Raw genomic sequence first — 16,782 nt, forward strand, 5'->3', positions numbered from 1 at the left:
CCAGGGCTTTTTATAAAAATAAGCTTTAGTTTCACTCAGAAAGGAGCCAATACTAATGTATTTAGCCTCTCTTACATGGAAAAAACTCGAGGAAAGTATTTCTGAAGAAACCATAGGACTTATTCCCTTAGGGAGCGTGGAACAGCATGGCCCTCTCGGCCCTCTCGGAACCGATTATATGATCCCTGAAGAGCTGGCAAAACGAATAGAAGCCGCATACCCAGATCGAGTGCTTCTTGTACCAACAATGCCTTACGGAGTCTGTCCCTATCACACTTCTTTCCCCGGGACTATCGATATGGGGCTCGAAGTTCTAGCAGAAGTTATGACCCGAATAGCGATGGGCCTTATGAATGCAGGTATTAAAAAAATAATTTTTCTTAATGGACATGGTGGCAATGGTCCTTCGTTAGATAAAGCGGCATTAGCTGTTTACAATCGCGGCGGTATAGCTGCAATTGTAGATTGGTGGGTCCTTGCGGGACAACTGAATTCTACGTGGGCTGGCGGACACGGAGCTGGTCAAGAGACATCAGTCATGATGGCCATTAAACCAGATTTGGTACATATGAAGGACTTTTTCCCTGCAGAAATACACCACCTCAGTGATACCCTTCAGAATACCCATATCAGCACTGTCTTTTTCGGCAAAGGTTCTGTAAGAGTTATCCGGAACGTGAAAGATGTTACATCTAATGGCGCTTATGGTGGAACGGATGTCCCTGAAAAAGCGAATGCGCCATGGGGGAAAGAAATTATTGAAGGAGTCTCCGCATACCTTGTTAATTTTACTGAAGAGTTTCTGAAAGTCTCTCATATCTATCGCTCTGATGAGGCTTAGATATGCTTTCCCCAACAGAAAAGGAACTATGCGCTTCTCTCTCAGGGCCTCGGCTTTTTGACGATACAAAAACTATTGCTTCTTTTAATCGACTTTCTGGAAGCCAAGGAGAAGCAGGAGCCCTAGATTTCATAGAAAATCAGCTTCAGGCAACTGGGGTTCCTTTCCAGCGTCATTATTTTCCGGCTATTTTAAGTACCCCCCAAGAGGCGCAATTTTCCTATGTTGACGCTCAGGGAGAAAAGAGGAGCGTTCCTTGTAAAACATGGAGTTTCACACCTTCCACAGCTCCTCAAGGCATTACGGCTCCATTACGGCTTATGGCCCCTCAAGCATTGGAACATCATCCCCTTACCTTTTGGGCAGAACGAGACCCTTCTGAACATAAAAAAGATCTTGAAGGAATCATAGTCGTCTCAAGAACATCGAATCCCGTAGCCATTATGGATGCCGAGCGTCGTGGAGCCATTGCTTTTGTTATTCTCTGGTCTCAAGGCGATGAGGAACTTATTCATGAAGGAAATGTAAACATGGTATGGGGTACGCCAGAGCCGGAACAGACAGGAATGTATACTTCCATTCCCGTCATTGTTCTCTCAAAACCCGTAAGTGACACTCTCGCATCGACGCTACAAAAGGAAACTCTCCAGGGAACAATATATACAAACGTTCTCCAGGCTGTAACAAACATACCCGTTCTTGAAGCTGTAATTTCCTCGGATACAGAATCTCCGTATTATCTTCTCGTTGGAAGCCATCTAGATTCTTGGCACTATGGAGCATCTGACAACGCCACCGGCAATGCGATTGCCCTAGCGTTGGCAGAAACCTTTGCGAAATTGAGAGGGAAAAAATTTGGACTTCGAATTTGTTGGTGGTCAGGTCATTCAAACGGACGTTATGCTGGATCATCCGCTTTCGCATCTCGTAACTTCCTTTCTCTTAACAGACATTGCTTAGCCTATTCAAATATCGATATGCCAGGAATGAGAGGGGCTTCAGATTTTTCTCGAATAACAGTGGGCTCTGACCTCATGAATTGGGTCGCACCTGTTATAGAGGATCTCACTGGACAAAAAGGTGTCTGGGGAGCCCATGTTCGAGGGTGGGATCAATCTTTTCAAAATATCGGCATTTCTCCATACCTTATTTGGTCCTCCACTCTCCCAGAAGGCAGTCCCTATACCACCTCCAACAGCTTCATGAGTTGGTGGTGGCATACAGAAAAAGATCTTCCCCAGTACACCGATAGCTCCATTTTGAAGCAAGATGGGCAAATTTATCTTCTCGCCCTTGCGCGAATATTATGCGCCTCGTCTTTCTCGTACAATATCCACGCTCTTATTAAGACTATTACAGTACGTCTCGACCAGGCTCTTTTCAAGGAATTTAAAAAGAAAGACGGTGCAAACTCCATAACTCAAGAACTTCAAAGAATCCAAAAGACCCTGAGAGATCCCTTGCCTCTCGAGAAGCAATTATCTTACATAAGGAATCTCAATCGAATTCTCTATGCTTTTAAAGCTCCGGAACTACAAGATTGGGCTATTAATCTTGATTACATCCCCGGCCTCTCTTTAGCCCTTTCCTCCTCTCCGCAAACTTCAAGAGGGCATATTATTGTGCGGCATTTTATGGAAAATCAACTCAACAGAATTATATTATTGCTTCAACAACTTCAATAACAAATAAAGCCGATCGATGTGTTCATTCGATCGGCTTTATTGTGGATAACTTACCCACCTGTGTGTATATATTTCTATAGGGTGCTCATATCCGTTTCATTTCTGATATTTTTAATACTTGACTGATTATTAAAAGCAGTATATAAAAACATACGTATTGCTTTTGCACGACGACTCTTAGAGAATCGTTCCCCCCTTGTAATAGTAAAGATACAACATAGCAAAGGAGGGCTTTATATGGTAGAAAACAAGAAAAAGTCGTCAGCAAGTGGCCCAGGTCTTTTCCAACGCTTCATCAAAGGTATTGAAATTATCGGAAATAAACTTCCTCATCCGTTCTGGCTCTTCGTCATCCTCTCACTTATCGTCATTATTCTTTCATTCCTACTCTCAAAAGCAGGGGTATCTGTCACATACATGGCTGCTGGGAAAGGAGGAGAGGCAGCAAAAGAAACCACTGTGGCCGTTACCAACTTGATTAGTTATAAAGCGCTTCGTCCTTTCTTTGCAAACTTTGTAAAAACGTATGTAGGGTTTGCGCCTCTGGGTCTTATTATGACTATGATGCTTGGGATTGGGCTCATTGAACAAACAGGCCTCATTTCAGCTCTCATGAGAAAAACTATTATGGGGGCACCCTCTTTTCTTGTCACAGCGGTTCTTGCCTTCGTAGGTATCAACGCTAATCTGGCATCTGATGCCGGCATCATTTTTACCCCTGCCATTGGTGCTGCTGTTTTCAAAGCATTGGGGCGAAATCCGTGGGTCGGAATCGTCACAGGTTATGCCGCTGCCTCTGGAGGCTTTACCGCAAATCTGTTTATTGCCGGAACAGACGCTCTTTTAGCCGGAATCACAGAATCTGTAACTAAGGGCATGAACATTCCTGGTCCTACCCATCCCCTTATCAACTGGTATTTCCTTATTGGAGCAACGTTTATCGTAACTTTTGTAACGACCTTTGTAACGGAACGATTCACAGTCAAAATTCTTGGCGATACTCATGGACATGAAGATGAATCGGAACTTCTGAAACATGCTGTTACTCCAGAGGAAAATCGCGGACTTCGTTATGCCCTCATTGCCGCTATTATATGCATCGGCCTTCTTCTCTATCTCACAGTACCTCAAGGCTCCTTCTTCAGAGCTGACGATGGCACCATTGTTCCCAAGTCTCCTCTTCTATCTGGCGTCGTAGCTATTATCTTCTTCCTTTTCTTTTTTGTGGGAATTGCTTATGGATATGGGTCAGGCAGCATCAAAGAAGCTTCTGATATTCCGAAGCTTATGCAAAAAGGATTGCAAGGCAGCCTGAGCTTTTTGGTTGTGGCATTACCTGCCTCTCTTTTCATTAACCTTTTCAACACAAGCAATATGGCTACTATCCTTTCTGTACGAGGTGCAGAATGGCTTGAAGCCATGAATCTTGGAGGGATCCCCCTCCTTGTCATGTATATATTGCTCTGCACATTCCTCAATCTCTTTATCATGAGCGGTTCTGCAAAGTGGCTTATTTTAGCCCCCATATTCGTCCCCATGTTCTCCATGGTAGGCTTTTCTCCCGCCCTCACTCAGCTTGCCTACCGAATTGGAGACTCATCTTCAAATATTATTACCCCTCTTTCCTACTATCTTCCAGTGGTTATTGGTCTAATGGAGCAATATAAACCTGAAGGACACACAGAACCTGTAGGAATGGGCACTGTTATCTCTTTGGCCATGCCTTATACTATTGCTTACCTCATTTTCTTTACTCTTCAGCTTATCGTATGGTACATGTTCAACATCCCCATTGGGCCGGGAGCAAGTTTGTTTCTATAAAATAAGAACTACTCTATAGGGGGGAATACCAAAGAGGCTGCTATTAAGGCAGCCTCTTTGGTTATTGGTTATTCTTAGCACTGGCAATAATGTTCCAACATAATGTTCCAAAGATCGAGTCTCTCTAAAACTGATCGAGGTACTAACATGGAAATCTGTACAACCCCAGGAAGTCTGCCAATATCTACCTGACCAGTAAGGGTACATCGATTTCTAACCTCTGGCAGCATCATTCCTGTTAGGGAAACCATACGCATAAGTCCATTATCAACAGCTTCGTTAAGATTTTTCCCCGTTCCTACTACTTGAAGAGGTAAAACCTCCTGTTCGAGATCAAAACCCCACGAAGCAGCAATATTTAAAGCTTTTTCCATTATTTCTGGGGAACGAAGTTTTACAATATCCGGGAGGTCATTATGAATGGGGAGAATAATTGGTCCATCAAGAGTCAGCCCTTTAATGACATGAACTTCAATAATTACTTCTGCTGATACATCAGTTGTGTGGCCAGCGATCTCTCCATCTCCCATCATGGCATGGACATCTCCAACATAAATACCGCCGCCAAAAATCTTCACGGGAACAATGACGAGAGAACCTTCCACAACCTCATTCACGTCCATGTGGCCATCGGTACGATCCTTCAATGCCTCTTCAGTTAAGGCATACTTATGAGAAGCACCTACAAGGAAACTTCCAAAATCACCTGCATTATGAGATGCTGGCATAGCCACTGCTGGGCAACTCCCCATATTCCCTACCATAGGGCGCAACGGAACAATAATACCCGGCAGATCTCCACGAGCAATAATATTTGCCGAGTACTGTCTGGATTCTGGAGGAAGAGCACTAAAATGCGCCGCATCACAAGCTATCTCTGCTGCTACATCAGGAGGAACCGTTACCGCCACATTTCTGTCTTCGTCCATCACTACGGTATAAGCACTTTCAAGCTTAAAGGGATGTACAGGAACACCACACTGTTTACAACGTATGGCATCTTCTCCTATTCCTTCTATATATGTTTCGGGATTTATGACTCCACAGGAAGGACATCGTTTCGCTACAAAAGGATCCCCTTGAAAATGCCCTTCCTGAGGCTTATCGGTGCCAGATGTAGTGGCTAATGAAAGGACATGTATTTTTCGTACTTTTAACGCAATGGCATCTCCAACCTCTGCTCCTTCCACAGCTATAGGCCGGGTCACCTCATGACCACTTGGGAAATCTGGAGTAATCATCGCTCCCCAGCATCCCGGACTTACACGAGCAACAATAACACCCCCATCTCTCACGGGACCATCAAAAGTTTCAGAAGGATCTAAGACCCACACCATATCTCTCGTATTTACAATACTCCGAGTCATGATATACCTCCTTCTTTAGTCAATAGAGATCAAATTCTTAATACCCTTTTATAAGGGTCACAGCTATCCAAAAATTCTCAAAGGAAGTCAGAGCTTCCAATAAAATTTTTCCAGAAAGAGGTTTCTCTACGAATCGAACCATATAATCAGCCGTTTCGAAAGGAATCATTTCACCAGGAGTGGAAATAAAAATAATGGGGAGATAAAAAAAGGCTGGCTCACTTCGTATTTCCGACAAAAGCTCCTCACAGCCATGATTAGGCAACGCACAATCTGTAATCACCACATCAGGCTCGGAACGATCCCAATATTTACCTACTTGGCGAATATAATCGAGAGCCTCATATTGATTACAAACAATGTGTAAAGAGTTAACGATCTTTTCTTCTCTCAACAGTTTTCGCATTTCTTGGGCATACTGTTGATCCCTTTCCACCAAAAGAACTTCCACTACTTTTACACGTTTACCTCCCATAAAAAATCTCCCCCTTTAAAAAACCGGGGGACGACGAAAGAATCAGGGTTTTTATATACTAGCATCCATTTCCGAATTTTGCGAATTTAAAAATAAAGAGAACCGCCAATGTCCCACCCTCCAAATGCTGGACAGAAAATCCAGCATTTGGAGGGGACACGTCACGAAGGCAGCTCTTTTTATTTTTAATTAATTATACGCTAAACGTATCTCTTCATCGCCAATAACAGCGGAGATCAGGTCTTGCCACATTGGAGAGTTCCATGTGCCTAGAGCGGAGTGAACAGTGTAGTATTTCTCAGGAATGGGGTGAGTCCCCACTACAACGTCAAGGCCAAAAGCTTCTTTAATATATTTTTTAAAATAATCAATTCTCGGACATGGAGGATAGCCAACAACCATACCTGTAGCAAGATGCACAACATCCGCTCCATTTTTCTTCATCTCTGCCGGAGCATATTCCACATTTCCACCGGGACATCCATTACACGTCGTGTACCCCACAAGTTCTAATTCTCTGTCTTTGTAACGGGCGAATCCTCCCTCTCTGTTATGAAGGGCTCTGAGACATTTCCCTCCTGCGCAAGTTCCATATCTATTACAAATAATAATACCAATGCGTACGACGTCTTTCATTCCCAATTCCCCCTCCGTCTTTATATAGTATTGACTTCTATAGGTCATCATGACGGAAACAGCCTCGCCGACGGCCACAATACCGTCGCCTCCACCCTTTTCCTAAGAGAGTGCATGGAAGATCTTGTGTCTTTTTGCACTCTTTCACTTTAGATGCGCATTCACCACACATTCCAGCAATTTCAAGACTCTGAGGAATAGGCTGAAAACCTGCCTCTTCAAGCCATTTCTTAATAATTTTTTCTTTTTCTTCTTCATTCTTGAGATGAAGAACCTTTCCACAACAACGGCAATAAAGATGGAAATGAATAGACGAAGAAGGAAGTTCAAAGCGTTCAAAACCTTCATCAAGAGAAAAACGATAGAGCAACCCCATGTCAGAAAGAAGGCCTATTGTTCTATACACTGTAGCAATACCTATGGAGGGATCTTTTTCGTGGGCCTTTTCCCATATCAGTTGTATATTACCGTGTTCGGCTTCCCCTTCAATAAGCACATCTATAATTGTCTGTCGCTGGTTTGTTAAACGAAAACCAGCCTTTTTAAGAGCTTCAACATACTCCTCGCGTTTAGTCTGATCGTTTTGATCCATAGAGTAAAAACTCCTTTTCAACATATCTACTAATGGGTAGGAAGAAACGCCTCTACCCCCTAACACTTTTTTACCATATAGCTTGACAAATATCTTAACAGAGAATAGGATTTATATGCAAATGATAATCATTATCAATAAGGAGGAAGAATAACATGCCTGGTTTTGATAGAACAGGACCGCGTGGTATGGGACCAATGACAGGTGGTGGCAGAGGTTTATGTCACTTTGGATATGTGCGTAGACGATTCTCACGATGGGGTCGTTGCTTCTTCGGTTTCGGCCGTGGCATGGGGAGAGGTTGGGGTATTTATAATGCTCCAGTAGATTGGGATTATGCTCCTACGACTCCTACGATTGAAGAAGAACGAAATATGCTCAAGGAAGAATTATCTTTGCTTGAAAACGAGATGGAAAATATTCGTAAACGCATGGCAGAAATTGAAGAAAATAAATAAAAAGGAGCTTTCCCATGAAGATAGCAATTGCTAAAAACGGAGATAACGTATCAGAACACTTTGGACACGCAAAAGAATTTCTCGTTGTTGACGTAGAGAATCAAAAAGAAATAGCACGGGAAATTGCAACGCCTCCGCAAGGAGAACATGTGCCAGGAGCTATGCCTCATTGGATCGCATCCCTAGGTGCCAATCTTGTCATCACTGGCGGTATTGGACAAAGGGCATCTCAAATGCTGAGAGATGGAGGAGTGAACGTAGCTTGCGTACCTCCTCTTTCCGTAGAAAAGACACTCAGAGCGTTTCTCGATAATTCTCTTGAGATTGTTGGCGACCAATGTAGTCACGATCATTCTTCTCTTTAGGAGGGGAATATGTTTCGATTAACCGTAGTTAGTGGCAAGGGAGGAACTGGTAAAACATGTGTTGCCTCCTCTCTTGCCTTTGCTATTCGAGGAGGAACAGTTATTGACCTTGATGTAGATGAACCTGATCTTGGTTTAGTTTTAAACATCCAAAATCCGGAAAGAGAATCTATTTACAAGGTCGTTCCACAAATAGATTCCAAACGATGCATAGGATGCGGAATATGTGCTGATCATTGTGTTTTTGGCGCCCTCAATCAGTTTGGTACAAACGTGCCGACAGTCAATATGAAATTATGTCATGGATGTGGCGTATGCGAGTATGTATGCCCTCAAAAGGCCATTAAAGACAGTCAAACACAAATAGGGGAATTGAATAGTAAGCGTACTGAGAATTGGTGGTTTCTTGAAGGCAGATTAGATATAGGAGAACCTAATCCAGTTCCTGTTATACATGCTGTTCTCGAAAAGGCAAATTCTTTGCCCTTTCCACAAATTGTAGACGGACCTCCTGGGACAGCATGCCCTATGGTTGCCGCCATTGAACAATCACATTTCGTCGTGCTGGTTACAGAGCCAACACCCTTTGGACTTTCTGACCTTGTCTTGGCCGCGGAAACTGTTCACGAACTTCAGATTCCCGCAGCTGTGGTTATCAATCGGTCTGACCTCGGTAATAGTAAAGAAACAGAAGTCTTTTGCAATAAAATAAATGTACCCATACTCGCTCGCTTGCCATTTTCAAAAGAAGTTGCACATGCTTATGCAGAAGGGATAGCCCCCTTTTGTGTTGATCGAAAATGGCGAGAAGCAACATACACTGTTCTTGACCATGTTAAAGAGGTGCTCTCATGAACCCAAAAGAAATTGTAATTGTCAGTGGAAAAGGAGGCACTGGTAAAACATCAATTGTGTCAGCTTTATGCGCTCTCTTCAGCAAAAAAGCCCTCTTTTGTGATGTAGATGTAGACGCGCCCAACCTCCAGATTTTGCTCCATCCTAACGATGAAGAGTCTTTTTCATTTAGTGGTAGAAAAATACCTCAAATAGACTCTGAACGTTGCAATCTTTGCGGGAAATGTGTGAGTTTCTGTCGCTTTGATGCCCTCAAAAAAGAAATGGGTGGCATCTCCTCTCTATCGTGGAAATGTGAAGGATGTGGTGGCTGTGCTCTTATATGCCCTCAAAATGCCATTACTATGAATTCGTACGAACAGGGCCAATATTGGCGGGGGCAAACGTCTTTGGGCCCCCTCTGGCATGCTCGTCTTCATGCAGGAGAAGAAAATTCAGGAATGCTTGTTGCCAAGCTTCGCAACAAAGCTCGAGAAGAGGCTTGTAAGAAAGGGTACCCCTTTGTGATTGTTGACGGCCCCCCAGGAATCTCCTGCCCGACAATTTCGGCTCTTACAGGATCGACATTGGCTATAGCTGTTACAGAACCTTCTCTATCAGGTCTTCATGATCTTCTTCGTCTTGGCGATCTGTGTTCCTCTTTGGAAGTTCCTTTAGCTGTCATTCTCAATAAAGCAGATCTTTCAGAAACAAGAAATGCGGAAATACAAGATCGGGCTAAAAGCAAAAATTGGCAATTTTTGGGTTCTATTCCTTTTAGGCCTGATGTTGTAGAAGCGATATCAAATAAAGAAATTCCTTTAGACGCTTTACATCCAGAAATAGAAACTATTTATACAAACTTGCTTCAAATAATCAATAGCATAAAAATGTGAGGTGTGCACATATGCGTATTGCTGCAGCTGTCAATGAACCAACTATAAAAAGCCTTATAGCTGAACGTTTTGCCCGGGCTCCTTATTTTATAATTGTTGATGAAAATGGGAATCTCCTTGAAGCCATTGAAAACACAAATGCAGAACAGGGACACGGAGCTGGGGGAGCTGCTGTTCGTCTGCTCTCAAAACATAATATAGATCTTGTAATTGTGCCCCGTTTAGGGCCAAATGCAGAAGAAGCTTTGGCACAAGCTGGAATTAAGCACTTTAAAGCAGAAGGTCTCACACTTGAAGAAGCTCTTAACAACGTAAAAAAAACTTTATAATAGTTGTGAAGGAGAAAAAAATGGCAAAACCTGCTACAGAATTTGTGTCCAAAAATGTTAAATATGTTATTGCTGTAGGGAGTGGAAAAGGGGGAGTTGGTAAAAGTTCCGTCTCTTGCCTTCTTGCCATAGCTCTTGCCAAAAAAGGTTACTCTGTAGGTATTTTAGACGCAGATATTACAGGCCCTTCAATACCTAAACTTATGGGAGTTCATGACGCTCCTTATGGAACTTCAGAAGGGCTTATTCCGCTAGCTTCTCCTATTTTTAACATTAAGATTATTTCTATTAACCTGCTTCTTGACAAGCCGACAAAACCTGTTGTTTGGCGAGGACCAATAATAAGTAACGTAATAAAACAGTTTTGGAAAGATGTTGCTTGGGAAAATACTGATTTTGTTATCGTCGACCTACCTCCAGGAACAGCTGACGCTCCTCTTACTGTAATGCAAACAATCCATCTTGATGGATTCGTCGTTGTAACTTCACCTCAAGATCTTGCTGTTATGATTGTTGAAAAAGCCCTTAATATGACTCAAATGATGGATGTTCCGCTCTTAGGTGCTATTGAAAATATGTGCTCTTTTACATGCCCTTATTGTGGCAAGGTTATGGAAATTTTTGGACCTAGCCATATTGATGAAATCAAAGAAAAATTTGCTATCCCTGTATTAATGCGCCTCCCAATTGATCCTAAATTAGGTCAACTTGCAGATAGAAGCGAGATTGAAAGTTACAAAAATGATGAGATGTTTAAAAAACTTGCAGAAAGTGTTCTTGAACAACTGGGTACTACTGAAAAAAAATAGAGAAAGAGCCGCAAAAACGGCTCTTTCTTTAAAATGTAAGTCGATCTATAATTTCGTCGATGGTTTGATATGAGATATTCAAAGCAGGAAGGAGTCGAATACTGCCACCAGCCACATTCAAGAGCACCTTTCGCTCTAACGCTTTTTGCTTCACGTCTTGAACATTCATTGTAGAAACACCAATCATGAGACCAAGCTGGCGGATATCCATGGACCACGAAAGTTTTTCCAATTTCTTCGCAAAATAGGCTCCTTTTTCCTTCACTTCTTCCAGAAATTCTTCTGTGAGGGCCTGTAGAACTACTGTCCCAGCCGCAAGAGAAATAGGGTTAGGGGCAAAGGTAGAACCATGATCCCCCTCTTGAAAAGGAGACCACCCACAGAAAATAGTGGCTCCTAAAGGCAACCCTCCACCAATGCCTTTTCCACAGGTAATAATATCAGGCTCTAACCCCCAATGTTGAAAAGAAAAAAAGCACCCCGTCCGTCCTAACCCTGCCTGAATTTCATCAGCTACAATGTAATATTTTTTGTCTTCCTTAAGTTCCGCTACCGCTTCGACTAAAGAATGAGGCAATGGCAATACTCCAGAGTTTCCCTGCACACACTCTAAAAATACACCTGCAATATCATGAGAAGCAGCATATTCTCGAAAGACTCTAACGTCTTTAGGCAAAAAAACTACGTCGGGCAATAGCGGCTCAAAAGGTTCTCTTATACTGGGACTCCATGTAACAGAGAGGGCCCCGCATGTCCTTCCATGGAAGTTCCCAATAAATGAAACAAGCATCCCTTTTTTTCGATATTTTCGAATAGCCTTCAATGCAGCCTCTGTAGCTTCGGCTCCTGAATTGGCGAAATAAACATCCCCTTCTCTTCCCGCCATCTGGCAGAGAAGCCTCGCCACTTCGACTCCATCAGGGTCAGAGAAATAGTTTGAGATGTGAGCATAACGCTTCATTTTCTCTGTCACAGCTTCTACGACAGCCGGATAGCTGTGACCTAAAGGAAGAACACCAATCCCAGCGAAGGTATCAAGAAAAACGCCCCTATTCGTTGTGATCTCCGAGCCCGATGCCGAAAGGATAGTGAGGTCAAAGGGGTGATAGACTGGGCACAGCATTATTTCTGATGCTCCGTTAAACCAAATTCCTCTACCAAAGCTTTTACTGCGCGGTCAGCATTTTCTTTGGTAACAAGAGTGGAAATTTTTATTTCAGATGTACTCGTCCCGAGCATAGAGATTTTTTCTCGGCATAAAGCAGAAAAAAAGCGAGCCGCCACGCCCGGCGCCGACTCCATACCCACACCTACGGCAGAAATTTTTGCCACTCTATCATCTTCCGTTAATCTCCATCCAGAATAGGAGGAAAAGACTTCCTCTACAGTGGATCGCACAACTGCTCCCTTTCCTTCCACCACTGTAAATGTAAGATAAGAATGCCCGTTATCGTTTACTGTGGATATCATATCCACATTTACACTTTTTTCAGCCAATGCCGTGAATAAAACACTCATGGCCTCATTACCTCCGGGCATGGGGCTAATAGTAACCTTTCTCTGGTTCGGGTCGGCCGTCACTCCTGTAACGACCGGTTGCTCCAACCATTCAGGCAATGTACTCACTACAAGGGTCCCCCTTTCATCAGAAAAAGTAGAGGCACAGTAAAGTTCGACGTTATATTTTTTTGCTATTTCCACGGCCCTCGAGTGGAGAACTTTCGCTCCCATGGACGAAAGTTCTAACACCTCACTGTATGTGACATAATCAAGTTTTTTAGCGGAAGGGCATATTTTCGGGTCGCACGTATAAATACCAGCTACATCACTGTAAATTTCACATCTGGCTTTTGCTTTAGCAGCAATAGCCACAGCTGAGGTATCAGAACCTCCTCGCCCTAAAGTCGTGACCTCTCCCTCAGGCGTAATCCCCTGAAAACCTGTTACGACCACTACATGCCGTCGTTCCAGCTCCCGTTCAAGTTTCGCCATATCAAGATCCACAATACGAGCATTGCAAAAAGCACCTGTAGTGACCATCCCCAGCTGAAAAGCATTATAAGAAACTGCAGGAACGCCAATATCGTTTAAAGACATGGCCAAAAGAGCAGCCGAAACCTGCTCGCCTGTAGCTAAAAGCATATCGAGTTCCCGAGGAAGAGGCTCTTTCGAGACCTGCCCTGCCAATTCAATAAGGTTGTTTGTAGTTTTACCCATAGCAGAAACGACAACCACTAACTTTTCTCCAGTTTCTACTCGCTTCTTTATTTTTTCTGCAATACTTCGGATCTTCTCTGGTGTCGCTACTGAAGAACCACCGTATTTCTGCACAATCACTTGTCCAGACCTCCTGGATCAGAGGTTTCTCAGGTCTTGTACGATCTGAGTTTTGTCAGCTGTTTTTTCATCCACCATTTTAATAACACGAGCAGGAGAACCTGCAACTACAGCGTTAGATGGAACATCCCTTGTTACAATGGCACCAGCAGCAACAACAGCCCCTTTCCCGATGTGCACCCCTTCGAGAATAACGGCATTAGCTCCCACCAAAACATTGTCTTCAATCATAACCGGGGTCGCGCTTGGCGGCTCAACAACTCCTGCAACTACAGCCCCTGCGCCAATATGGCAATTGGAACCAATCATAGCCCGTCCACCAACTACAACGTTCATATCGATCATTGTGCCAGGCCCAATAATAGCTCCGATATTGATAACGGCTCCCATCATAACAACCGCACCTTTACCGATGTCTACCATATCGCGGATAATGGCACCTGGTTCAATTCGAGCCTCATATTTGGTGAGATTGGCCAATGGAAGAGCAGAGTTACGGGCCTCAACCTCTATATGTACAGCATTGATTCGGCTGGCATTCGCCGACAGGGCGGACTCCACTTCTTTGTAATCTCCAATGAGAAGACCGAAATGGTCGCCCCCAATAAAAGTAAGGGCTCCCCATGCGCAACCTTCAAAATGGCCAGAAATAAAGGCCTTTGTGGGGGTCCTTTTTTTAGATTCCTTAATCAACTTGATGATTTCTTCGGCGCGCATGCAATAACCTCCTCAAAAGCATAGAATCCTGGTTCAGCTGTCACAGCAAACTGAGCCGCCCGCAAGGCTCCAAGAGCAAAAACTGTCCTTGAAAGAGCCCGATGGGTCAGTTCCAGAACTTCTCCTTCATTGGAGAAAAAAACTGAGTGATCTCCAGGAACGCCTCCCATACGTAAGGAATGGGTAGGACAGTTCCGCCCTGTAGCTTCCTTCAAAAGGAGCGCCGTTCCGGAAGGGGCATCTTTTTTGCGATTATGATGAACCTCGACAATTTCAAGATCCCAGTCAGAGAGATAAGAAGAAAATTCTCTCAAGATCATTTTCAGAACATTCACTCCTACCGAAAAGTTAAAACTTTGAATAACAGGAACATCCTGTCCCAGAGAGCGAAGATGGTCTACGTCCTCTTTTGTAATGGCCGTAGTGCCAATGACCAAAGCTGCCCCATGCTCTCGACACAACTCTATGGTTCGAGGAAAAGCCGTACGACTGGAAAAATCCACAATTACTTGAGGCGTATCGTTGCACCACTCCCCATCAACATCCACTGAGAGGCAAAGTGTATGATCAGCAAAAACTTTCTGAATCTCCTGCCCCATTCGGCCCGAGGCCCCAATCAATCCGTACCGCATCACAGAATGCCACATTCCTTCATAGCGCTATCCACAACAGCCATAGCTCGTTCCGATGCTGAAACTAAGGGCAAGCGAAGTTCGTTAGCGCACAATCCCAAGCTACTGACTCCATATTTCACAGGAACTGGGTTCGTTTCGCAGAATAGCCCTTTCATTAAGGGGAAAAGACGAAGGTGAAGCTCACGGGCTTTTTCTACATTATTGGCGAGAGCATATCGAATCATGTCAGATGTCTCTCGTGGCGCTACATTGGAAAGCACCGAAATAACTCCATCGCCTCCGGCATTGACAAGGTGAAAGGCTTGGTCGTCATTTCCTGATAATACAAGGAAATCAGGACGCTGTTTTCGAACCTTTCGAATGAGAAAATCCACCTGAGCTTCATCACCTGAAGCTTCTTTAATTCCTGCAATATTGTCTATCTCAGCAAGACGAAGGACTGTTTCAGGAAGAATATTGATCCCCGTTCTCCCTGGAACATTGTAAATAATCAGAGGCGTATCTCCAATACCCGAAGCAACAGCCCTAAAGTGCTGATAAAGCCCTTCCTGAGGAGGTTTATTGTAATAAGGCGTCACCACTAACACCCCATCAGCACCTAAAGAAACTGCTTGCTTCGATAATTCCAAAGCCACTGCCGTAGAGTTAGAACCTGTTCCAATCACAACAGGTATCCGTCCAGATCCCATTTTGACGGCAAAGCGAATGATCTCTTCCCGCTCTTTCATCGTTACAGCTGGAGCTTCACCAGTCGTTCCCAGCACAACAAAAAAGTCCACGCCACCATCCATCTGAAAAGCAAGAAACCTCTCAAAACTCTCATAATCCACCTTGCCTTCTCTGAAAGGTGTAATCACTGCTGTTCCTGTTCCCCTAAAAATCATCTGGCACACCTCCTGCTATAGAGTACGGGCATTAAGTGCCCGATGTTTCTGTAGAATGCGAACGGCATTTGTCGCCGCTCCCACTCGAATATTATCAGCAACATTCCACATTAAAAATCTAAATTCATCGAAAGCACGAAGACGAGAAATATAAACGAAGTCTGTTCCTGCAGCTTCAATGGGAGAAATAATATCGTCAGTAAGCACCACATTCTCACTCTCCAACAATGCATCCCTCACTTGTTTCAAGGAAGCAGATCGACGAGTCTCGACAAGAACAGATTCAGAATGACCATAAAAGACAGGAACACGAACTGTGGTCGGCCATACAAGAATACTCTCGTCTCGAAAAATTTTTCGAGGTTCGTGAACCATTTTCATCTCTTCTTCGGAAAAACCATTCTCTAAAAGGGCGCCAATTTGAGGAATGACGTTAAGGTGAATTTGTCGAATAAACTTTTTAGGTTCAATATGACCTTCAATTTGATCTCGAAGCTCATCCATGCCTTTTTTACCAGCTCCAGAAACAGATTGATAGGTGCTGACAACTATTGATTTTATTCCAAAACGGCGATGAATTTCATAGAGCCCAAGAACCATTTGAATAGTTGAACAATTAGGGTTAGCTACAATACCCCGATATCCTTTTAATATATCTCCATTAATCTCAGGTACAACCAGGGGAACGTCTACATTCATGCGAAAAGCAGAAGAATTATCAATAACGACAGAACCTGCTTCAGCCGCCGTCGGAGCGAAAATTTTAGACACACCTGAACCTGCAGAGAAAAGTACGTAGTCATAGCCAGCCTTGAGTTTTTCATGGGTCAGCTCCTCCACTTTGTATTCCTGGCCATAAAACATAAGGGTGGAACCTGCCGACTTTGACGATGCAAAGAAATGACATTCGTCAGGGTGGATATGTTGTTCTTCAAGCACACGAACCATCATGCGCCCTACTTCGCCTGTAGCTCCTGCTATCGCAATCCTCATGGATCTATTCCTCCTTCTCATACCATTAACAATCTCCATCAACACTATATAAAAAAAGGCCCGTCCCCGAAGGGACGAGCCTTTGATATATCAATGCCCGCGGTACCA

Annotated in this window: 19 protein-coding genes; 9 read left to right on the forward strand and 10 right to left on the reverse strand. The window is 43.7% G+C overall.

All coding sequences use genetic code 11. The annotated features are described in order from the left end of the window. Positions 1 to 55: 55 nt before the first annotated feature. From K360_RS0100610 to K360_RS0100620, 3 genes are all read left to right on the forward strand, one after another. The gene (locus K360_RS0100610; RefSeq protein ID WP_024821250.1) at positions 56 to 841 is read left to right on the forward strand and encodes a creatininase family protein; all 786 of its coding nucleotides are present in this window, start codon (positions 56 to 58) and stop codon (positions 839 to 841) included. 2 nt (positions 842 to 843) lie between these two features. Beyond that, positions 844 to 2,526, forward strand: coding sequence for a M28 family peptidase (locus tag K360_RS0100615; RefSeq protein ID WP_024821251.1), 1,683 nt, complete (start codon positions 844 to 846; stop codon positions 2,524 to 2,526). A 237-nt stretch (positions 2,527 to 2,763) separates the two neighbouring features. Then, on the forward strand, positions 2,764 to 4,347 hold the full coding sequence (locus K360_RS0100620) for an AbgT family transporter (RefSeq protein ID WP_024821252.1): 1,584 nt from the start codon (positions 2,764 to 2,766) through the stop codon (positions 4,345 to 4,347). 74 nt (positions 4,348 to 4,421) lie between these two features. On the opposite strand, the gene K360_RS0100625 is transcribed toward K360_RS0100620, so the two are convergent. The 4 genes from K360_RS0100625 to K360_RS0100640 all read right to left on the reverse strand — a co-directional run bounded on the left by K360_RS0100625 (position 4,422) and on the right by K360_RS0100640 (position 7,417). Next, positions 4,422 to 5,714, reverse strand: coding sequence for an acetamidase/formamidase family protein (locus K360_RS0100625; RefSeq protein WP_024821253.1), 1,293 nt, complete (start codon positions 5,712 to 5,714; stop codon positions 4,422 to 4,424). A gap of 37 nt (positions 5,715 to 5,751) precedes the next feature. Continuing rightward, complete coding sequence (locus tag K360_RS0100630; protein WP_024821254.1) at positions 5,752 to 6,189, reverse strand: response regulator; 438 nt, start codon at positions 6,187 to 6,189, stop codon at positions 5,752 to 5,754. 189 nt (positions 6,190 to 6,378) lie between these two features. Continuing rightward, positions 6,379 to 6,825, reverse strand: coding sequence for a CGGC domain-containing protein (locus K360_RS0100635; RefSeq protein ID WP_024821255.1), 447 nt, complete (start codon positions 6,823 to 6,825; stop codon positions 6,379 to 6,381). Positions 6,826 to 6,862: 37 nt separating this feature from the next. Next, positions 6,863 to 7,417, reverse strand: a complete 555-nt coding sequence (locus K360_RS0100640; RefSeq protein WP_034326355.1) for a Fur family transcriptional regulator — start codon at positions 7,415 to 7,417, stop codon at positions 6,863 to 6,865. Positions 7,418 to 7,572: 155 nt separating this feature from the next. On the opposite strand from K360_RS0100640, the gene K360_RS0100645 reads away from it, so the two are divergent. Genes K360_RS0100645 through K360_RS0100670 form a run of 6 tightly spaced genes read left to right on the forward strand, consistent with a single transcriptional unit; the run spans position 7,573 to position 11,108 of the window. Further along, positions 7,573 to 7,875 carry a DUF5320 domain-containing protein gene (locus K360_RS0100645; RefSeq protein WP_024821257.1) on the forward strand — a complete coding sequence of 101 codons (303 nt, stop codon included), beginning with the start codon at positions 7,573 to 7,575 and terminating at the stop codon, positions 7,873 to 7,875. Between the two features lie 14 nt (positions 7,876 to 7,889). Continuing rightward, positions 7,890 to 8,240: a NifB/NifX family molybdenum-iron cluster-binding protein gene (locus K360_RS10335; protein ID WP_024821258.1), complete on the forward strand. Its 351-nt coding sequence runs from the start codon at positions 7,890 to 7,892 to the stop codon at positions 8,238 to 8,240. A 9-nt stretch (positions 8,241 to 8,249) separates the two neighbouring features. Further along, positions 8,250 to 9,095, forward strand: coding sequence for a 4Fe-4S binding protein (locus tag K360_RS0100655; protein WP_024821259.1), 846 nt, complete (start codon positions 8,250 to 8,252; stop codon positions 9,093 to 9,095). Further along, a complete protein-coding gene (locus K360_RS0100660) occupies positions 9,092 to 9,970 on the forward strand; it encodes an ATP-binding protein (protein WP_024821260.1) in 879 nt (292 codons plus the stop codon). Before K360_RS0100655 ends, K360_RS0100660 begins: the two co-directional genes overlap by 4 nt. Before the next feature lie 11 nt (positions 9,971 to 9,981). Further along, entirely contained in the window at positions 9,982 to 10,299 is a 318-nt protein-coding gene (locus K360_RS0100665; RefSeq protein ID WP_024821261.1) for a NifB/NifX family molybdenum-iron cluster-binding protein, read from the forward strand. A 20-nt stretch (positions 10,300 to 10,319) separates the two neighbouring features. Further along, positions 10,320 to 11,108 carry an Mrp/NBP35 family ATP-binding protein gene (locus tag K360_RS0100670; protein ID WP_024821262.1) on the forward strand — a complete coding sequence of 263 codons (789 nt, stop codon included), beginning with the start codon at positions 10,320 to 10,322 and terminating at the stop codon, positions 11,106 to 11,108. A 28-nt stretch (positions 11,109 to 11,136) separates the two neighbouring features. On the opposite strand, the gene K360_RS0100675 is transcribed toward K360_RS0100670, so the two are convergent. The 6 genes from K360_RS0100675 to K360_RS0100700 are packed head-to-tail and all read right to left on the reverse strand — an operon-like array spanning position 11,137 to position 16,674. Next, positions 11,137 to 12,231 (reverse strand): aspartate aminotransferase family protein, encoded by a 1,095-nt coding sequence (locus K360_RS0100675; protein WP_024821263.1) that lies wholly within the window; start codon positions 12,229 to 12,231, stop codon positions 11,137 to 11,139. Then, complete coding sequence (locus K360_RS0100680) at positions 12,231 to 13,445, reverse strand: aspartate kinase (protein WP_024821264.1); 1,215 nt, start codon at positions 13,443 to 13,445, stop codon at positions 12,231 to 12,233. Before K360_RS0100680 ends, K360_RS0100675 begins: the two co-directional genes overlap by 1 nt. A gap of 18 nt (positions 13,446 to 13,463) precedes the next feature. Next, positions 13,464 to 14,162: a 2,3,4,5-tetrahydropyridine-2,6-dicarboxylate N-acetyltransferase gene (gene dapD, locus K360_RS0100685; protein ID WP_024821265.1), complete on the reverse strand. Its 699-nt coding sequence runs from the start codon at positions 14,160 to 14,162 to the stop codon at positions 13,464 to 13,466. Further along, complete coding sequence (locus K360_RS0100690) at positions 14,135 to 14,809, reverse strand: 4-hydroxy-tetrahydrodipicolinate reductase (protein ID WP_274532060.1); 675 nt, start codon at positions 14,807 to 14,809, stop codon at positions 14,135 to 14,137. Before K360_RS0100690 ends, dapD begins: the two co-directional genes overlap by 28 nt. After that, positions 14,794 to 15,681, reverse strand: coding sequence for a 4-hydroxy-tetrahydrodipicolinate synthase (gene dapA, locus K360_RS0100695; protein ID WP_245587069.1), 888 nt, complete (start codon positions 15,679 to 15,681; stop codon positions 14,794 to 14,796). Before dapA ends, K360_RS0100690 begins: the two co-directional genes overlap by 16 nt. A gap of 15 nt (positions 15,682 to 15,696) precedes the next feature. Continuing rightward, on the reverse strand, positions 15,697 to 16,674 hold the full coding sequence (locus K360_RS0100700) for an aspartate-semialdehyde dehydrogenase (protein ID WP_024821268.1): 978 nt from the start codon (positions 16,672 to 16,674) through the stop codon (positions 15,697 to 15,699). Positions 16,675 to 16,782: the final 108 nt, after the last annotated feature.

It is taken from the genome of Aminobacterium mobile DSM 12262 (assembly GCF_000526395.1).
GTDB classification, from domain to species: domain Bacteria; phylum Synergistota; class Synergistia; order Synergistales; family Aminobacteriaceae; genus Aminobacterium; species Aminobacterium mobile.

Coding starts and splice junctions, on each gene's coding strand:
- K360_RS0100660 (WP_024821260.1), top strand. CDS start 9,092: ATGAACCCAAAAGAAATTGTAATTGTCAGTGGAAAAGGAGGCACTGGT.
- K360_RS0100630 (WP_024821254.1), bottom strand. CDS start 6,189: ATGGGAGGTAAACGTGTAAAAGTAGTGGAAGTTCTTTTGGTGGAAAGG.
- dapD (WP_024821265.1), bottom strand. CDS start 14,162: ATGCGCGCCGAAGAAATCATCAAGTTGATTAAGGAATCTAAAAAAAGG.
- K360_RS0100610 (WP_024821250.1), top strand. CDS start 56: ATGTATTTAGCCTCTCTTACATGGAAAAAACTCGAGGAAAGTATTTCT.
- K360_RS0100640 (WP_034326355.1), bottom strand. CDS start 7,417: ATGGATCAAAACGATCAGACTAAACGCGAGGAGTATGTTGAAGCTCTT.
- K360_RS0100690 (WP_274532060.1), bottom strand. CDS start 14,809: ATGTGGCATTCTGTGATGCGGTACGGATTGATTGGGGCCTCGGGCCGA.
- dapA (WP_245587069.1), bottom strand. CDS start 15,681: ATGATTTTTAGGGGAACAGGAACAGCAGTGATTACACCTTTCAGAGAA.
- K360_RS0100700 (WP_024821268.1), bottom strand. CDS start 16,674: ATGAGGATTGCGATAGCAGGAGCTACAGGCGAAGTAGGGCGCATGATG.
- K360_RS0100635 (WP_024821255.1), bottom strand. CDS start 6,825: ATGAAAGACGTCGTACGCATTGGTATTATTATTTGTAATAGATATGGA.
- K360_RS0100675 (WP_024821263.1), bottom strand. CDS start 12,231: ATGCTGTGCCCAGTCTATCACCCCTTTGACCTCACTATCCTTTCGGCA.
- K360_RS0100665 (WP_024821261.1), top strand. CDS start 9,982: ATGCGTATTGCTGCAGCTGTCAATGAACCAACTATAAAAAGCCTTATA.
- K360_RS0100670 (WP_024821262.1), top strand. CDS start 10,320: ATGGCAAAACCTGCTACAGAATTTGTGTCCAAAAATGTTAAATATGTT.
- K360_RS0100625 (WP_024821253.1), bottom strand. CDS start 5,714: ATGACTCGGAGTATTGTAAATACGAGAGATATGGTGTGGGTCTTAGAT.
- K360_RS0100655 (WP_024821259.1), top strand. CDS start 8,250: ATGTTTCGATTAACCGTAGTTAGTGGCAAGGGAGGAACTGGTAAAACA.
- K360_RS10335 (WP_024821258.1), top strand. CDS start 7,890: ATGAAGATAGCAATTGCTAAAAACGGAGATAACGTATCAGAACACTTT.
- K360_RS0100620 (WP_024821252.1), top strand. CDS start 2,764: ATGGTAGAAAACAAGAAAAAGTCGTCAGCAAGTGGCCCAGGTCTTTTC.
- K360_RS0100645 (WP_024821257.1), top strand. CDS start 7,573: ATGCCTGGTTTTGATAGAACAGGACCGCGTGGTATGGGACCAATGACA.
- K360_RS0100615 (WP_024821251.1), top strand. CDS start 844: ATGCTTTCCCCAACAGAAAAGGAACTATGCGCTTCTCTCTCAGGGCCT.